The 17,653-nt window shown below is 40.3% G+C and carries 8 protein-coding genes, 22 tRNA genes, 2 rRNA genes and 4 pseudogenes (1 of these 36 cut by a window edge); 2 read left to right on the top strand and 34 right to left on the bottom strand.

Features of this window, described 5'->3' with window-relative positions; genetic code table 11:
• Positions 1-55: 55 nt before the first annotated feature.
• The 5 genes from glgP to glgB all read right to left on the bottom strand — a co-directional run bounded on the left by glgP (position 56) and on the right by glgB (position 8,095).
• Positions 56-2,464 (bottom strand): glycogen phosphorylase, encoded by a 2,409-nt coding sequence (glgP, locus tag JFU20_RS18100; protein ID WP_002015802.1) that lies wholly within the window; start codon positions 2,462-2,464, stop codon positions 56-58.
• Between the two features lie 18 nt (positions 2,465-2,482).
• Positions 2,483-3,913: a glycogen synthase GlgA gene (gene glgA / locus JFU20_RS18095; protein WP_002143574.1), complete on the bottom strand. Its 1,431-nt coding sequence runs from the start codon at positions 3,911-3,913 to the stop codon at positions 2,483-2,485.
• A gap of 113 nt (positions 3,914-4,026) precedes the next feature.
• Positions 4,027-5,061: a glucose-1-phosphate adenylyltransferase subunit GlgD gene (glgD, locus tag JFU20_RS18090; protein ID WP_002015798.1), complete on the bottom strand. Its 1,035-nt coding sequence runs from the start codon at positions 5,059-5,061 to the stop codon at positions 4,027-4,029.
• 18 nt (positions 5,062-5,079) lie between these two features.
• Positions 5,080-6,210 carry a glucose-1-phosphate adenylyltransferase gene (glgC, locus tag JFU20_RS18085; RefSeq protein WP_002089246.1) on the bottom strand — a complete coding sequence of 377 codons (1,131 nt, stop codon included), beginning with the start codon at positions 6,208-6,210 and terminating at the stop codon, positions 5,080-5,082.
• On the bottom strand, positions 6,158-8,095 hold the full coding sequence (gene glgB, locus JFU20_RS18080) for a 1,4-alpha-glucan branching protein GlgB (protein WP_002015795.1): 1,938 nt from the start codon (positions 8,093-8,095) through the stop codon (positions 6,158-6,160). The genes glgC and glgB overlap by 53 nt, the downstream gene beginning before the upstream one ends.
• Positions 8,096-8,564: 469 nt before the next feature.
• On the opposite strand from glgB, the pseudogene JFU20_RS18075 reads away from it, so the two are divergent.
• A pseudogene (locus JFU20_RS18075) lies at positions 8,565-8,687 on the top strand (TasA family protein); the annotation flags it as partial.
• Positions 8,678-9,031: pseudogene (locus JFU20_RS18070) on the top strand (dockerin type I domain-containing protein); the annotation flags it as partial. The pseudogenes JFU20_RS18075 and JFU20_RS18070, both read left to right, overlap by 10 nt.
• 174 nt (positions 9,032-9,205) lie before the next feature.
• Here the strand turns inward: JFU20_RS18070 and JFU20_RS18065 are convergent.
• From JFU20_RS18065 to JFU20_RS17930, 29 genes and pseudogenes are all read right to left on the bottom strand, one after another.
• Positions 9,206-10,150, bottom strand: coding sequence for an L-lactate dehydrogenase (locus JFU20_RS18065; protein ID WP_002129674.1), 945 nt, complete (start codon positions 10,148-10,150; stop codon positions 9,206-9,208).
• 423 nt (positions 10,151-10,573) lie between these two features.
• A pseudogene (locus JFU20_RS30190) lies at positions 10,574-10,831 on the bottom strand (IS4 family transposase); the annotation flags it as partial.
• A 170-nt stretch (positions 10,832-11,001) separates the two neighbouring features.
• On the bottom strand, positions 11,002-12,030 hold the full coding sequence (locus tag JFU20_RS18060) for a DUF4179 domain-containing protein (RefSeq protein WP_201038796.1): 1,029 nt from the start codon (positions 12,028-12,030) through the stop codon (positions 11,002-11,004).
• Entirely contained in the window at positions 12,023-12,553 is a 531-nt protein-coding gene (locus tag JFU20_RS18055; protein ID WP_012261907.1) for a sigma-70 family RNA polymerase sigma factor, read from the bottom strand. The genes JFU20_RS18060 and JFU20_RS18055 overlap by 8 nt, the downstream gene beginning before the upstream one ends.
• Before the next feature lie 309 nt (positions 12,554-12,862).
• Positions 12,863-12,985: pseudogene (locus JFU20_RS30590) on the bottom strand (RNA polymerase sigma factor); the annotation flags it as partial.
• A gap of 76 nt (positions 12,986-13,061) precedes the next feature.
• Positions 13,062-13,133, bottom strand: a tRNA-Glu gene (locus JFU20_RS18045).
• 6 nt (positions 13,134-13,139) lie between these two features.
• Positions 13,140-13,230: transfer RNA gene (locus tag JFU20_RS18040), tRNA-Ser, on the bottom strand.
• Between the two features lie 6 nt (positions 13,231-13,236).
• Positions 13,237-13,311: transfer RNA gene (locus JFU20_RS18035), tRNA-Asn, on the bottom strand.
• A 7-nt stretch (positions 13,312-13,318) separates the two neighbouring features.
• Positions 13,319-13,395, bottom strand: a tRNA-Ile gene (locus JFU20_RS18030).
• Positions 13,396-13,401: 6 nt separating this feature from the next.
• Positions 13,402-13,472 (bottom strand) — tRNA-Gly (locus JFU20_RS18025).
• 13 nt (positions 13,473-13,485) lie between these two features.
• A tRNA-Lys gene (locus tag JFU20_RS18020) sits at positions 13,486-13,561 on the bottom strand.
• Positions 13,562-13,571: 10 nt separating this feature from the next.
• Positions 13,572-13,647, bottom strand: a tRNA-Thr gene (locus tag JFU20_RS18015).
• Positions 13,648-13,661: 14 nt separating this feature from the next.
• Positions 13,662-13,737: transfer RNA gene (locus tag JFU20_RS18010), tRNA-Phe, on the bottom strand.
• Between the two features lie 16 nt (positions 13,738-13,753).
• Positions 13,754-13,829, bottom strand: a tRNA-Asp gene (locus JFU20_RS18005).
• A 3-nt stretch (positions 13,830-13,832) separates the two neighbouring features.
• Positions 13,833-13,909 (bottom strand) — tRNA-Met (locus JFU20_RS18000).
• 27 nt (positions 13,910-13,936) lie between these two features.
• Positions 13,937-14,029: transfer RNA gene (locus JFU20_RS17995), tRNA-Ser, on the bottom strand.
• A 17-nt stretch (positions 14,030-14,046) separates the two neighbouring features.
• A tRNA-Ile gene (locus JFU20_RS17990) sits at positions 14,047-14,123 on the bottom strand.
• Positions 14,124-14,127: 4 nt separating this feature from the next.
• Positions 14,128-14,204, bottom strand: a tRNA-Met gene (locus tag JFU20_RS17985).
• Between the two features lie 20 nt (positions 14,205-14,224).
• Positions 14,225-14,297, bottom strand: a tRNA-Ala gene (locus JFU20_RS17980).
• Between the two features lie 14 nt (positions 14,298-14,311).
• A tRNA-Pro gene (locus JFU20_RS17975) sits at positions 14,312-14,385 on the bottom strand.
• Positions 14,386-14,396: 11 nt separating this feature from the next.
• Positions 14,397-14,470 (bottom strand) — tRNA-Arg (locus tag JFU20_RS17970).
• Between the two features lie 3 nt (positions 14,471-14,473).
• A tRNA-Leu gene (locus tag JFU20_RS17965) sits at positions 14,474-14,562 on the bottom strand.
• Positions 14,563-14,578: 16 nt separating this feature from the next.
• Positions 14,579-14,653: transfer RNA gene (locus JFU20_RS17960), tRNA-Gly, on the bottom strand.
• Between the two features lie 29 nt (positions 14,654-14,682).
• A tRNA-Leu gene (locus JFU20_RS17955) sits at positions 14,683-14,763 on the bottom strand.
• A gap of 24 nt (positions 14,764-14,787) precedes the next feature.
• Positions 14,788-14,863, bottom strand: a tRNA-His gene (locus JFU20_RS17950).
• 10 nt (positions 14,864-14,873) lie between these two features.
• A tRNA-Thr gene (locus JFU20_RS17945) sits at positions 14,874-14,949 on the bottom strand.
• Positions 14,950-14,953: 4 nt separating this feature from the next.
• Positions 14,954-15,029, bottom strand: a tRNA-Val gene (locus JFU20_RS17940).
• 5 nt (positions 15,030-15,034) lie between these two features.
• Positions 15,035-15,150 (bottom strand): 5S ribosomal RNA (rrf, locus tag JFU20_RS17935).
• Between the two features lie 101 nt (positions 15,151-15,251).
• A 23S ribosomal RNA gene (locus JFU20_RS17930) occupies positions 15,252-17,653 on the bottom strand; it runs 520 nt beyond the window's last position.

Raw genomic sequence — 17,653 nt, 5'->3', positions numbered from 1 at the left:
AAAGTGAATACACTTTGTCCCCATGAATAAAAGTCCCTTCAAAAGGGACTTTTACTTAATACTGTGTAACCGCATTACCAATACTCCAAATCTCATTACTATACTGTAAAATCGTTCGATCACTCGCAAAATGACCAGACTGTGCAATATTTAAAATCGACATTTCTAACCACTTCGTTCGGTTCTCATAGGCTCTACCAACAGCTTCTTGCCTTTCCGCATATGGACCAAAATCTCGCAGAACGAAGTATTCATCATTTTGAATTACGAGAGAATCATAAATCGCTTCAAATTCAGCTCCCGAATGTGCAAAGAAACCATTCGTTAACTGATCTACTACTTTTTTAATATGCATATTGTGGTGATAATAATCACTTGCACGATATCCACCATTTTGATAGTAATGAAGAACCTCTTCCGCTGTTAAGCCAAAAATGAAACAGTTATCATCACCGACCCGGTCTTTTATTTCAACATTAGCTCCGTCTAACGTTCCGAGTGTAATCGCACCATTCATCATAAATTTCATATTCCCTGTTCCTGATGCTTCTTTACTCGCAGTTGAAATTTGCTCACTCACATCCGCAGCTGGGAATATATCTTCCGCTAAAGACACTCGATAGTTTTCTAGAAAGATAACTTTCATATATTGGCTTACGTACGGATCATTATTTACTTTCCTTGCGAGTTCATTGATTAATTTAATAATTTTTTTCGCATAGTAATAGCCAGGTGATGCTTTCGCTCCAAAGATAAAAGTACGCGGATAAAATGTAAAACTAGCATCCTCTTTCAAACGGTTATACAAATATAAAATATGAAGAACGTTTAATAGTTGGCGTTTGTAAGCATGTAGTCTTTTTACTTGCACATCAAAAATAGAATTAGGATCAATTGTAATCCCCATTTTATTATGAATACGCTCCGCTAAAATCTCTTTACGCTCTTGTTTTACCTCTGCAAATTTCTCTTGGAAACTCGCATCGTGTTGAACTGTTTGCAGCGCTTGAAGCTTAATCGGTTCTTTCTTCCACTCTGTTCCAATCGCCTCTGAAATCAGGTTTGTCAGCTGCGGATTCGCCTTCATTAACCAACGTCTATGAGCGATTCCATTCGTTTTATTATTAAACTTATCTGGATAAAACTCATAAAACAATCGCATTTCACGTTGCTTTAAAATTTCCGTATGAATTTTTGCTACACCATTTACGCTATGGCTACCGACAATTGCTAAATGAGCCATTTTCACAAGATCATGCGCAATAATCGCCATCTCTTCAATACGATGCCATTCATATGGATACCTTTCCCAAAGTTCATGACAGAAACGTTCATTAATCTCTTCAATAATCATATAAATTCTCGGTAATAACGGTTTAAAAATGTGAATTGGCCACTTCTCAAGCGCTTCTGATAACGTCGTATGATTCGTATAAGAAATCGTTTGTGTCGTTATGTGCCAAGCTTCTTCCCATGCTAGTTTTTCTTCATCTAATAAAATACGCATTAGTTCTGGAATCGCCAAAACTGGATGTGTATCATTAATATGAATCGCGATTTTCTCATGTAATTGACGAAGGTCACCATATCTTTCTCTATGCATACGAACGATATTTTGCAAACTTGCTGATACGAGGAAATACTGTTGCTTCAAACGAAGTATTTTCCCCTCATCATGCGTATCATCTGGATATAAAAACTCCGATACAGCCTCTGTTTCACGCTTATATTTCAAAATATCTTTGCAATTTTGCGGGAAAGGAACTGGTTCAGCATTCCAAAGTCTGAGTGTATTTACAGTACTCGTCTCATAACCTACTACTGGAACGTCATATGGTACTGCCATAATCACTTCTGCATTCGTATGCCTGAACTCTAAACGCCCATCAATGTATAGCGGTTCAACATTGCCGAAATAACTTACTTCTACAGCTTGATCATGCCTTCTTACTTCCCATACGTTTTCATGAAGAAGCCACTGTTCTGGAAATTCAACTTGATAACCATCAACAATTTTTTGATCAAATAAGCCGTGTTTGTAACGAATTCCACAGCCATGACCTGGTAAGTTTAAAGATGCAAGTGAATCAAGAAAACAGGCTGCTAATCGTCCAAGTCCACCATTTCCAAGACCTGCATCTGCTTCCACCTCTTCTAATTGTTGCAAAGAAATCCCAAGCTCAGAAAGTCCTTGTTCACATACATCCCTGATGCCTAAATTTAATATGTTACTTCCAAGCAAACGCCCAAGTAAAAACTCAATGGATAAGTAATACATTTGCTTTTGCTCTCCAGACCGATAACTTTCGTTCGTTGCAATCCATTGACTATTCATATACTCACGTACCATGTACCCAAGCGTATTGTATTGATCACGAGTTGTAGAGTCTTTAAAACTTTTACCATACATCGTCTCTAACTTTTCTAGAAAAGCTGATTTGAAACTTTCAACATGAGTAAACATTTCTTCACCACCTACATGTTATTCCATGAGACTTTTATACAATTTCTTATAGGCAAGAGCTGATTTCTCCCAGCTATAATCTTCAGTCATCGCTTGTTTTACAAGCTGCTCCCATACCGGTTTATCATGATAAAATTCAATCGCACGAAGAACCGTGTGCAACATGTCATGCGCATTAAAGTTCGTGAAACTGAAACCATTTCCTTCTCCAGTTTCTTCGTCATAAGATTGTACAGTATCATTTAATCCGCCTGTCTCTCTTACAATCGGAATTGTACCGTACGCTAATGCGATAAGTTGTCCAAGTCCACACGGTTCAAATAGTGATGGCATTAAGAATAAATCACTTCCCGCATACACTTGGTGGGCTAGCTCTTCATTAAATCCGATATACACTTTTACCTTCTCAGGATACTCGTATGCCATCCACTCAAAGAATTGTTCATATTCAGAATCACCTGATCCTAAAATAATACATTGCACATCTTCCTCCATTATTTCGCGGAATACAGTACGTACTAAATCAAGACCTTTTTGCTTCGTTAATCTCGTTACCATCGAAATAATTGGTGTATCTTCTTTTTCTGGCAAACCAAAATAACGCTGCAATACGCGTTTATTTTCATTCTTTTCCTCTAATGACTCTGCATCATACTGAGCAGTAATATACGAATCCGTTTCTGGATTATATACGCTCGTATCAATTCCATTTACGATGCCGCTAAGCTTACCATTATTTTTTCGTAACAACCCATCTAACTTCTCACCGAAAAATTCATATTGAATTTCCTCTTTGTATGTCGGGCTAACTGCTGTAATTTGATCAGAAGCGATAATTCCGCCCTTCATAAAGTTCACATTTCCATAAAACTCTAGCTGCTCACTATGAAAATATTCATCACCAAGTTCTAACAAGTCGTACATCACTTCAGGAGGAAATACACCTTGGAACTGCAAGTTATGAATCGTATACACCGTTTTAATATGCTCATATAATGGATTATCTTGATACTTTTCACGTAGTAAGAAATTCACCATAGCTGTATGCCAATCGTGGCTATGGAGAACATCCACTTCGAAATCAAGATGCGGAATACACTCTAAAACTGCTTTCGAAAAATAAGAAAAACGCTCTCCGTCATCATAATGACCATATAGAGAATCTCTCTTAAAATAATATTCATTATCTATTAAGTAATACGTAATCCCGTCTTGCTCACCTTTTAAAATTCCGCAATATTGATTTCTCCACCCAAGCGGGACGTTAATTACTTTATGTAACGTACATCCATCCCTTAATTTTTGCGGAATAAGACTATAATTTGGAAGTATAATACGAACGTCCACACCTAATTTTTTCAGCTCTTTTGGGAGCGCACCTGCTACATCAGCTAATCCTCCCGATTTAACAAATGGTACACATTCTGATACTGCAAATAAAATATTCACTTGTTGTCCCACTGCACGAAAAGCTTATACGACTTCCCTTGCAGCTTCCTCCCTTCGAGTTTTCATTTGAATGAATGCTTTAATCAGTGGAGGAAAAACCCCCACTGATTCTTTTAAGAATAACTATTAATCGTACTGTTTTGAATGCTTCCTTTTTCTACAACATATGGCTCATCGGCGTTTCCTTTTAGTACAACACCGTCACCAATTTTCACGTCTTTATCAATAATAACACCGTCTATTATGCAATTATCTCCAATTTGGCTCTTTTGCATAATAATACTATTACGAACAATTGAACCTTTTCCAATTTTAACAGAACGGGAGACAACACTATTTTCTACTTCACCCTCAATAATACTGCCGTTTGCAATCATCGTATTTTTCACTACTGCACCCTTCATATAACGAGTTGGTGGCTCATCTTTTACTTTCGTAAAGATTGGTGCTTCTTTCTTAAATAATTGCTTCCAAATAGAAGGCTGCAAAATTTCTAGGCTATGTTTATAGTAACTTTCAATAGAATCAATAATAGCTACATATCCTGTATGTTCGTACGTAGTAATATGCAGTGATTTCCCGCTCTTTTCTCTCACTACATCAAATAAACTGTATTGCTCCACATCTTTATATGTCTCAAATAAGTCTAGCAATAATTGTTTCTTTAACACATATGTTTGAAGCGAAACCCCTTCATGACAAACTTCAGTAATATCTGCAGACGTGTGTATATGTCGCTCTAACACCGCTTGAAAGTTTAACGCTGTTACAAGATGGCTATTCGTAATAACAACATATTCTTCTCTGCTTCTTAGAAAATAATCAATATGTCTTCTAAAATGTGCAAAAGATCCAAATTCGTCATGATCACATTGGCAGTTCGGTGGGAATAAAAACAGTCCATCACGCTTTCTATCTAAATCCCACTGTTTTCCTGAACCGACATGATCCATTAAAGAACGATTTTTATGACTTGTAAAAACCGCCACGCTATGAATATTAGAATTCACCATATTTGAAAGCATGAAATCAATGAGGCGATAACGGCCTCCAAACGGTAACGCCGCTAATGAACGATGCCCTGTTACTTTCTTTAAAGAAGGAAAACTTCCCGTTGCATTAATAATTCCTAACATTTTTTCTCCCATTCATTTCATCCCCCTTTTCTATTTTCCTTCAGCAATTAGTACTACATCATCAACATTTTTTTCTGGACGAATTATTGTCCCATCTTCAATAACCATTTCCGATCCAACGATCGCTCTTTCAATCACAACGTTTTTACCAATCTTTGCCCCCGGCATAACGACAGAATCGATTACCATACTACCTTCTTCCACCGTCACTCCTTGGAATAAAACAGAATGCTTCACGTCCCCTTCAATGACGCACCCTTCATTAATAAGTGACTCTTCTACTTTTGCCTGCTGTGCAATATATTGAGGCGGCTCGTTTGGATTTACAGAATAAATGCGCCAATTACGATCGTTCAAGTTCAACGATGTTTCATCGCGAAGTAAATCCATATTCGCTTCCCATAAGCTTTTCACCGTTCCAACATCTTTCCAATATCCTTCAAATGGATACGCCATCAACTTCTTCCCTTCATCTAACAAGAGCGGAAGTACATCTTTTCCGAAGTCATTACTAGATTCAGGGTTTCTTGCATCCATCTCTAAATATTCTTTTAAAATAGCCCAGTTAAAAATATAAATTCCCATTGATGCAAGATTACTTCTTGGAAATTGCGGTTTCTCCTCAAATTCAACAACTTCCATCTCTTCATTTGTATTCATGATGCCAAAGCGACTTGCTTCATCCCACGGCACTTCAATAACAGAAATCGAAACGTCCGCTTCTTTCTCAATATGGTAATCTAGCATTTTGCTGTAATCCATTTTATAAATATGATCGCCTGATAAAATAAGGACATATTCTGGTTCATACTGACTTAAATAGTTTAAGTTTTGATAAATAGCACTTGCCGTACCTGTATACCACTTCACACCTGAAGACTCCGCATAAGGAGGTAACACAGTGACTCCACCGTTTACACGATCAAGATCCCAAGCATTTCCGATTCCAATATAATTATGAAGTTCTAACGGTTGATATTGTGTTAAAATCCCCACCGTTTCAATACCGGAGTTTGCACAGTTACTTAACGTAAAATCAATAATGCGATATTTACCACCAAATGGAACAGCTGGCTTGGCTAAATTTTTTGTTAATGCACTTAAACGACTACCTTTTCCCCCTGCTAGTAACATTGCTACGCACTTTTGTTTTTGAGCCATCTTGTTTTTTGCTCCCCTTTCTCGTCTTCACTGGTCGTAATATGGATACGCCAAATGGTGGAATTGTAATTTCTACATGTGCCGCTTGATTATGATATGGCTCTAGAATCGTCTTGAGACGTTTCTTATTCACTTGCCCCGATCCGCCATATTGCGCCGAGTCACTGTTTAAAATTTCGTTATAGTACTCGAAATCCGGTACACCTACTTTATAGTTTTCATATGTAGCTTTCGTAAAATTACATACGACAACTAACGCATCTTCCTGCTTATCCCCTTGGCGGATAAACGAGAAAATACTTTGCTCATTATTATTAGCATCAATCCACTGAAATCCTTCAGGCGAGTGATCTAGCTGCCAAAGTGGTTTTGAGCGCTTATACAATGCTATGAGCTCTTTAAAGTAATCATGCATATTACGATGCATTTCAAAATCATGTAAATTCCAATCTAAATCTTCAAGGTCTTTCCACTCATCAAATTGCCCGAATTCTCCACCCATAAAGAGTAATTTCTTACCTGGATGAGTAAAGAAATATCCATATAATAAACGAAGCTGAGCAAACTTATCCCAGTAATCTCCCGGCATTTTATTTAATAACGACTTTTTCCCATGAACGACTTCATCATGAGAAAGCGGTAATATGAAGTTTTCAGAGTGAGCATATATTAAAGAGAATGTCATTTTCTCATGAATGTATTTCCGGTACTCTGGCGCACATTCCATATATTTCAGCACATCATTCATCCAACCCATATTCCATTTATAATTGAATCCAAGTCCACCCTCGTATGTTGGAGCTGTTACAAGTGGCCAAGCTGTTGAATCTTCCGCTGTCATAAGAAACTCTTCATCTTCTGCAAACACGGCTTCATTTAACTCTCGTAAGAAAGAAACAGCATGTTCATTGCTTTGCTCTTTTCCTTCTTTATTCCAGTACAGCATATTCGCAACTGCATCTACCCTGAAACCATCAATATGGAAATGCCTCATCCAAAATAACGCATTTGAAATTAAGAAATTACGTACTTCTCTCTTCCCTAAATCAAAATTAACAGTTCCCCATACAAGGTTTTCTTGTACGTCTCTATCTTTATATTCATAAGTCGGTGTCCCATCAAACAAATATAAACCGTGAGCATCTTTACAAAAATGCCCCGGCACCCAATCTAAAATGACACCGATTCCATATTTATGACATTCATCGACAAAATACATCAAATCATGTGGCGTGCCGAATCTACTTGTCGCTGCATAATATCCTGTTCCTTGATATCCCCAAGAACGGTCATAGGGATGCTCAACAAGCGGCATAATTTCAATATGTGTAAATTGATGTTCCACCACATACGGAATGAGCTCCTCGGCCATTTCTCTGTAAGAATACAGAGCGCCATCTTCTTTCTTTTTCCAAGAACCGAAATGTAATTCGTAAACTGTCATCGCTTCTTTATAAATCGATTTTTTCTTTCTCTTACGAATCCAGTTTTTATCATTCCATTCGTATCCCTCTATATCAAAAACTACAGATGCCGTATTTGGTCTTACTTCTGCATATACTGCGTAAGGATCTGCTTTTAAAATAACGTCACCATCCATCGTTTCAATCGCATACTTATATATCTCATTCTCTTCAATATGCGGTACAAACAAGGACCAAATCCCCTCTTCTGTCACTTGTAGCATCTTATGTTGCTCATAATCCCATTCATTAAAATCTCCAACAACACTCATTGCTTTCGCATGAGGAGCCCATACTGTGAATCGTACACCTCGCATCCCATCTTCCGTCACAATATGTGCCCCAAAGATGTTATAACTGTCATAGTACTTTTCTGTATGAAACTCATCTCGTTTCACTTCTTCACAATTTATTACATCCAATATGTTCACCTCACTAAGATGACAGAAATTTTTTACTCTTTATCATTTCTGCGAAAAACTGAAATATCCTTGTTATTTTTTAAAAAATATTCGTTTTTTTCTTAATTTTCACTTAAAATGTTCACATTTTCCGTGTAAATTATCGAATTTTGACGAATATTCATTGCAAGCGCTTCATTCACCTTACTATTTCTCGCCTTTCATTGTTGCTCAATATTTATTTTATTGGTTTCTCTCTGTATTTCACGCTCTTTCCACTTAAAATACAAACAAAATAATCTTTCATAAAAAAATGTTTCTCAACATTTTTTATCACAAAATTTATTGAAATGTAAAATTCATAAGCATACACTTGTTCTTAATAAAGAACATTAAACCTTCGCCAATATAATTCATACTGAAACACTATGTTTACTCTATCCATGCTCCAGGCGAAAGTTTGATAAAAATTAAATTAGGGGGCTTTCTTATGTCATTAAAACAAAAGGTTGGAATGGGAATTGTCACAGCTTCACTTGGCTTATCCCTTACATTCGGCGGTGTATTCGCCTATTTCAGTGATTCTGAAACATCGGGTAATTCATTTCAAGCCGTCTAACAACGAAATTAGGTACTGAAAAAGATGGTAAGCTGCTTGGCCAGTATTATTACGCACGACCTGATGAAAACCTTGCAGGTGATGTAAATGGAGATAAAGTCATTGATATTAAAGATGCTGAAATTATCGCTAGCAAATATGGTAAAAAAGGAGTATCTGTAAAAGACGGCGATCTTAACAAAGATGGTATTGTCGACGAAAAAGATATTCGCTTCGTAGAAAAGAACTTCTTGAAAAAAGGACCAGATGCAACAAAATCACAAACACCTGTAGAAAAATCAAAAAGCAGAACACTGGCAGATATTCTAAAGAAATTAGGACTAACACCGAAAAAATAACATATAAAAGCACTCTATTCGAAAATAGAGTGCTCTTTTCTATAAACGACCCTTATCCAGCAAAAGGGGTATATTGGGGATATACAAGGGAAACCGGAAAAGGAATTTATATTAAATTATATAAAAACTCAGAGGTAGGAAGCAGTTTCCCGCCTCTGAATTATTTAGCAATTATTATAGTACTGGTGCCATTGTTTCTTTTAATACTTTTACAGAATGAGCGAATTTCGCTTTTTCTTCTTCATTTAGCTCAAGTTCTACGATTTCACGTACACCTTCGCGGTTAATAACAGCTGGAACACCTACGAAAGCATCTTTCTCACCATATTGACCTTCAAGGTATGCAGATACAGTTAATACGCTGTTCTCGTTGCTTAAGATTGCTTTAGTTACACGAAGTAGTGACATACCGATTCCGTAGTAAGTTGCGCCTTTACGTTCAATAATGTGGTAAGCTGCATCGCGTACATTTTCAAAGATTTTATCTAAATCTTCTTGGTTATACTGTTCGTTGTTCGCTAAGATTGTTTCTAGTTTTTGTACACCTACAGTAGCGTGGCTCCATACTGGAAGTTCAGTGTCACCGTGCTCACCAACGATGTAAGCATGAACGTTACGTGGATCTACATCTAAGTAGTCACCTAACATGTAACGGAAACGAGCAGAGTCTAAAGTAGTACCAGAACCGATTACGCGCTCTTTCGGTAAACCAGATTCTTTCCAAGTTACGTAAGTTAAAATATCAACTGGGTTAGTTGCGATTAAGAAGATTCCATCGAATCCGCTATCCATAATACCGCGAACGATTTGTTTAAAGATCTTTGTATTTTTCTCAACTAAGTCTAAACGAGTTTCGCCTGGCTTTTGTGGTAATCCAGCAGTGATAACTACTAAATCTGCATCTTTACAATCTGCATAGCTACCGCTCCAAACTTTTGTTGGTGCTGGAGAGAATGGTACCGCATGGCTTAAGTCCATTGCTTCTCCTTCTGCTTTTGCTTCATTAACATCTACTAGTACGAATTCTTCAGCTACACCTTGGTTGATCATTGAGTAAGCGTAACTACAACCTACAGCTCCTGTTCCTACTAATACTACGCGATTGATACCTTTTTTCATGTTAATTTCCCCTTTCAATTGTTTACATCTATTTTTTATTATTGTTTAAGTAATTAATTAAAATACTAATTTAATGTTGTTTAACTTCTTTACATACATATTGTAGCACGGATTATTGTGAATTCCTTCACAAATTATGACCTAATTGTGAACTTTTTCACATAGAGTGTAAAGTTATTAGAGTGCGGGTGAAATCCATCTCAATGGAGGCGTTTTCTTTAGATTGTGAAAGGGTTTTTCTTAGGTTTTTTGTCGGTAATTGAAATTATATCGATGATTATTTAAATATATCAACGATTTTTAGAATATATCTACCGTAACTCAAAATATATCAACGATTCGACAAGGACTATCGACTTACCGACAAAACCCTATAATAATAACAGCATAAAGAAGCTGCCTTCAGTCGATCACCTATTGAAAGACAGCTTCTGGATTAAATCGTTGATTCAGTCCTTCTGAGCTCATAAGTACACCTGTAGAAACTTCTAACTGACTGCACAATTGTTATAAATGATGTGCTAGCAATTTCTTGACTGAGCCATACGCAAAGGGCAATGAGTTCGTTTGCTTGATACTTGCTAGATCGCTATACAAAACCAACTTGTTTGGCGATCTCTTGTAGGACTACTGGAGCTCTTGTGCGAAAAGGTCCAGTTCATTTGAAATGATAGACTTCATCAAAAACGCCATCCTTTCTGTATAATTCTACAAAAAGAATAGCGTTTTTTTGATTACATGGATACAAATTTATCTTAGCTTGATAGTGATGTTTTTTCCATACACATCAAGTTAACACAACGTCACTTATTAACAGTCAATAGACATGGAAACCTAGCAAAGCCCTTCAATTATTGTAGTAAAACAGTCATTTTTAAATCTTCAGAACCTCCATTTTTTAAAGTATCATTTTGACCACTAAGATACGTAGGTTTAATTGTTAAGGATTTTGGAGGATTATCCATTGGTGGAAGGGCTAAAACAATATGGTGTCCGTATAGTCCCGTGCTACCAACTTGCAAGCTGACTCCTTCGTAGATTTTTCTTTTATCATCAGTGACAGTATAATCAAGTGCTGGCCAACTATCATTAGCTTCCATTTCTTTTGGATAATCAAAGGTCAAATCAATCCTCGTTGAAAGTGAAGAAAAAGTTACTTGATCTACTGTTAATGCATACAGATTATCTTTCGTTAATGTTTTTATATTAGGAGTAAATTTACGAATCTCACCTTCAACTTTTGTAAGAGGAAATGCTACGTTCCATGTTCCTGCTTTTCCAAATAAATCTTCTCCATGGATGGAAACATCAATTTTATCACCAAATTCACCGTAATTAGCCAGAGTGAATTCATGCTGCTCAATAATGGTGTTTCGTCCTTTTGACTTATGTGAAGTAGAACTAATTGCAGCTCTGACTTCTTTCCCATTAATGGTCACATAACTAAATCCAGCTTTCTCTTCATTGCTATTGGAAATAGTATTTTCTCCTTTGTATTCCACCGTGATCACTAAACGTCCGCCATCGTAAACAGCTTCTTTCACATTCATCGTTAAACCACTATGGTTATCTTGTCTTTCAATTGATGTAGCAAGCTCATCCTTTTCAATTTTATCAGAAGCAATATCATTAAATTGTGCATAAATGGGGCCTATAACTGGAACACTCGATAAAGTCTTTGCCATAGCAGGAGAAATGAATCCAAAACCTAAGAGAGAAACACATATTCCACAAGCAACAAGACTAGAATACTTGATTGTTTTTTTTCTACGGTATTGATTTTTCTTAGCTTGAAGCATGGCTGTTTTTTCTCTTTGAATTAATCGGTCTTCTGGTATAGGAATATCATTGATATGGTGATTAAATTCTTCTTTATTCATAACTATATCCCTCCTTTAAAATGGGGCGTAAGGCTTGCTTTGCTCGATGTAATTGAGATTTTACCGTTCCTTCTGGAGAATTAAGAACCTCAGCAATTTCCTTAATAGATAAATCGTGATAATACCTTAATAAAATAATAGTTTTGTAAGTAGGATCTAAGAAATTAAATGCCTCGGTTAAATCCAATGATTGTTCTAATTTATTCATGCTCTCTTCTGTACATAAATTAGCAAATATTTCATCATTCGCAACAAATTGTCTAGAGGATTTTCTTACAAAATCAATGGATTTAAAAACAAGAATTTTGGTAATCCAACTTTGAAATTTCTCCGGCTTTTTTAATTTTCTCAGTGAAAGATATGCTTCATAAATTGTTTCTTGGTATATATCCAGTGCATCTTGTTCATTTCTTACATAAGAATAGGCTGTTCGATATAATTTCGGGCGAACAAAAGTAATAAGTTGTTCAAATGCTTGATCATTTCCTCTTGTTGCTTGTTTTACTAGATAGGCTATGTCCATTTTTATTTCTTCCTCCCTTTACTAATATAGTCGAATGAGAGAATAAAAAGGTTGCAAAAATAAGTGCATATACATAAATCTCCTACAACTTATTGCAATGATTAATATCCAGCATTAAAGAAAAGACACCAGAAATCCAGATAGAAATAAGAGCCAAATATATAGCTTGTTCATACCAAATTTAAAGTTAAAAAGATCTCCCAAAACGGAAAAACGAGCTGAATTCTCATAAATAACTGTAAAAAAGGTAAAATTCTCGTTATGGGGGTGTCTTAAAATCTTAGCTTGATGGGCATGTGATGTTAGCTCTATTTTAAGCAAATATCTATAAATACTTTTTGATGTTTCTATAATAAGCTTTTCATACTCCATCGCTCTCTCTTTTCTATTAGTTAGACGATTCAAATAGAAAAAAGTATACAAGAAATCCATCAAAAAAAGCAGACTATTCAAAGTCCGCTTTTATACAACAAAAAAGAGATAGCAGATTATGCTATCTCTTTTAGTATGACCCGTACGGGATTCGAACCCGTGTTACCGCCGTGAAAGGGCGGTGTCTTAACCACTTGACCAACGGGCCAAAATCTGGCAGAGAAGAAGGGATTCGAACCCTCGCACCGCGTTCGCGATCTACTCCCTTAGCAGGGGAGCCCCTTGAGCCACTTGGGTACTTCTCTATAATATGGCTCCGCAGGTAGGACTCGAACCTACGACCGATCGGTTAACAGCCGATAGCTCTACCACTGAGCTACTGCGGAATAATTATGGTGGGCCTAAATGGACTCGAACCATCGACCTCACGCTTATCAGGCGTGCGCTCTAACCAGCTGAGCTATAGGCCCATAAAAAGCGGGTGAAGAGAATCGAACTCTCGACCAGAGCTTGGAAGGCTCTTGTTTTACCACTAAACTACACCCGCATTAAATTAAAAATGGTGAGCCATGAAGGATTCGAACCTTCGACCCTCTGATTAAAAGTCAGATGCTCTACCAACTGAGCTAATGGCTCATTTTGAAAGTGGTGCCGGCTAGAGGACTTGAACCCCCAACCTACTGATTACAAGTCAGTTGCTCTACCAATTGAGCTAAGCCGGCTTGCGATTTCAAAATGGTGGCTCGGGACGGAATCGAACCGCCGACACGAGGATTTTCAGTCCTCTGCTCTACCGACTGAGCTACCGAGCCTTTATGTAAAAAAAAATGGCGGTCCCGACCGGGGTCGAACCGGCGATCTCCTGCGTGACAGGCAGGCATGTTAACCACTACACCACGGGACCATTTGGTTGCGGGGACAGGATTTGAACCTGCGACCTTCGGGTTATGAGCCCGACGAGCTACCGTACTGCTCCACCCCGCGATGATATAATATTTAATTTAGAAAAAATGGAGGAGGTAGAGGGATTCGAACCCCCGCGCGACTCTCGCCGCCTGTCGGTTTTCAAGACCGATCCCTTCAGCCGAACTTGGGTATACCTCCGAGATATGAACTTTGAGTGGTGGACCTTGTAGGACTCGAACCTACGACCGGACGGTTATGAGCCGTCTGCTCTAACCAGCTGAGCTAAAGGTCCTTTATGGTAGCGGCGGAGGGGATCGAACCCCCGACCTCACGGGTATGAACCGTACGCTCTAGCCAGCTGAGCTACACCGCCATAAGTTATATTCAAATAAGTGGAGCCTAGCGGGATCGAACCGCTGACCTCCTGCGTGCAAGGCAGGCGCTCTCCCAGCTGAGCTAAGGCCCCATGTTTTGAAAATATCGGGAAGACAGGATTTGAACCTGCGACCCCCTGGTCCCAAACCAGGTGCTCTACCAAGCTGAGCCACTTCCCGTTAATAAAAAACGCGCCCGAGAGGAGTCGAACCCCTAACCTCTTGATCCGTAGTCAAACGCTCTATCCAATTGAGCTACGGGCGCATATGGTGCCGAGGGCGGGGGTCGAACCCGCACGGTGGTCACCCACCGCAGGATTTTAAGTCCTGTGCGTCTGCCTGTTCCGCCACCCCGGCATGTCATACTGAAAATTGGAGCGGAAGACGGGATTCGAACCCGCGACCCCAACCTTGGCAAGGTTGTATTCTACCACTGAACTACTTCCGCAAGACATGTTTGAGTTATTTTATTAAAAGTGCGGGTGAAGGGAGTCGAACCCCCACGCCAAAGGCGCTAGATCCTAAGTCTAGTGCGTCTGCCAATTCCGCCACACCCGCATGTTATAATTTAAAAAGAAAAAATGGGGCGACTGATGGGAATTGAACCCACGAGTGCCGGAGCCACAATCCGGTGCGTTAACCACTTCGCCACAACCGCCATGATTTTCTGGTGCCGACTAGAGGACTTGAACCCCCAACCTACTGATTACAAGTCAGTTGCTCTACCAATTGAGCTAAGTCGGCTAAATGGTGGAGGATGACGGGATCGAACCGCCGACCCCCTGCTTGTAAGGCAGGTGCTCTCCCAGCTGAGCTAATCCTCCGAATTGCCTGGCAACGTCCTACTCTCACAGGGACAAGGTCCCAACTACCATCGGCGCTAGAGAGCTTAACTTCCGTGTTCGGTATGGGAACGGGTGTGACCTCTCTGCCATCATTACCAGACTGTATTCATTTAAGACAAGAATTATCATAACTTATTCGACATTTAAAGTCAACAAGTTTTTTATATTCTTTCAAAACTAGATAACATTGCTTCATATTATATGGTTAAGTCCTCGATCTATTAGTATTCGTCAGCTCCACATGTCACCATGCTTCCACCTCGAACCTATCAACCTGATCATCTTTCAGGGATCTTACTAGCTTACGCTATGGGAAATCTCATCTTGAGGGGGGCTTCATGCTTAGATGCTTTCAGCACTTATCCCTTCCGCACATAGCTACCCAGCTATGCCCTTGGCAGAACAACTGGTACACCAGCGGTGCGTCCATCCCGGTCCTCTCGTACTAAGGACAGCTCCTCTCAAATTTCCTGCGCCCACGACGGATAGGGACCGAACTGTCTCACGACGTTCTGAACCCAGCTCGCGTACCGCTTTAATGGGCGAACAGCCCAACCCTTGGGACCGACTACAGCCCCAGGATGCGATGAGCCGACATCGAGGTGCCAAACCTCCCCGTCGATGTGGACTCTTGGGGGAGATAAGCCTGTTATCCCCGGGGTAGCTTTTATCCGTTGAGCGATGGCCCTTCCATGCGGAACCACCGGATCACTAAGCCCGACTTTCGTCCCTGCTCGACTTGTAGGTCTCGCAGTCAAGCTCCCTTATGCCTTTGCACTCTACGAATGATTTCCAACCATTCTGAGGGAACCTTTGGGCGCCTCCGTTACACTTTAGGAGGCGACCGCCCCAGTCAAACTGCCCACCTGACACTGTCTCCCGGGTCGATGAGACCCGTAGGTTAGAATTTCAATACAGTCAGGGCGGTATCCCACCAGCGCCTCCACCGAAGCTAGCGCTCCGGTTTCAATGGCTCCCGCCTATCCTGTACAAACTGTACCAAAATTCAATATCAGGCTACAGTAAAGCTCCACGGGGTCTTTCCGTCCTGTCGCGGGTAACCTGCATCTTCACAGGTACTATAATTTCACCGAGTCTCTGGTTGAGACAGTGCCCAAATCGTTACACCTTTCGTGCGGGTCGGAACTTACCCGACAAGGAATTTCGCTACCTTAGGACCGTTATAGTTACGGCCGCCGTTTACTGGGGCTTCAGTTCAGAGCTTCGCTTACGCTAACCCCTCTCCTTAACCTTCCAGCACCGGGCAGGTGTCAGCCCCTATACTTCGCCTTACGGCTTCGCAGAGACCTGTGTTTTTGCTAAACAGTCGCTTGGGCCTATTCACTGCGGCTTTCCGTTAAGAAAGCACCCCTTCTCCCGAAGTTACGGGGTCATTTTGCCGAGTTCCTTAACCAGAGTTCTCTCGCACACCTTAGGATTCTCTCCTCGCCTACCTGTGTCGGTTTGCGGTACAGGCACCTTTTATCTCGCTAGAAGCTTTTCTTGGCAGCGGGGAATCAAAGACTTCGCTCCATAAGGAGCTTCCCCATCACAGCTCAGCCTTCACGATAAGCGGATTTGCCTACTTATCAGCCTAACTGCTTGGACGTGCACAACCAATCGCACGCTTCTTCTATCCTTCTGCGTCCCTCCATTGCTCAAACGATAAAGAGGTGGTACAGGAATATCAACCTGTTGTCCATCGCCTACGCCTGTCGGCCTCGGCTTAGGTCCTGACTAACCCTGAGCGGACGAGCCTTCCTCAGGAAACCTTAGGCATTCGGTGGACGGGATTCTCACCCGTCTTTCGCTACTCATACCGGCATTCTCACTTCTAAGCGCTCCACCAGTCCTTCCGGTCTGACTTCACTGCACTTAGAACGCTCCCCTACCACTGATACCATTGGTATCAATTCGCAGCTTCGGTGGTGTATTTAGCCCCGGTACATTTTCGGCGCAGAGTCACTCGACTAGTGAGCTATTACGCACTCTTTAAATGGTGGCTGCTTCTGAGCCAACATCCTAGTTGTCTAAGCAACTCCACATCCTTTTCCACTTAATACACACTTTGGGACCTTAGCTGGCGATCTGGGCTGTTTCCCTCTTGACTACGGATCTTATCACTCGCAGTCTGACTCCTAAGGATAAGTCATTGGCATTCGGAGTTTGACTGAATTCGGTAATCCGATGAGGACCCCTAGTTCAATCAGTGCTCTACCTCCAAGACTCTTACACTTAAGGCTAGCCCTAAAGCTATTTCGGGGAGAACCAGCTATCTCCAGGTTCGATTGGAATTTCTCCGCTACCCACACCTCATCCCCGCACTTTTCAACGTGCGTGGGTTCGGGCCTCCATTCAGTGTTACCTGAACTTCACCCTGGACATGGGTAGATCACCTGGTTTCGGGTCTACGACCACGTACTAAACGCCCTATTCAGACTCGCTTTCGCTGCGGCTCCGCCTCTTCAGCTTAACCTCGCACGGGATCGTAACTCGCCGGTTCATTCTACAAAAGGCACGCCATCACCCATTAACGGGCTCTGACTATTTGTAGGCACACGGTTTCAGGATCTCTTTCACTCCCCTTCCGGGGTGCTTTTCAC

Origin of the sequence: Bacillus sp. TH30 (assembly GCF_016650875.1) — a bacterium.
In the GTDB taxonomy this organism is placed as follows: Bacteria; Bacillota; Bacilli; order Bacillales; family Bacillaceae_G; genus Bacillus_A; species Bacillus_A mycoides.
The sequence above is the reverse complement of the archived record's forward strand: the minus strand, read 5'-3'. Positions and strand labels throughout refer to the sequence as shown.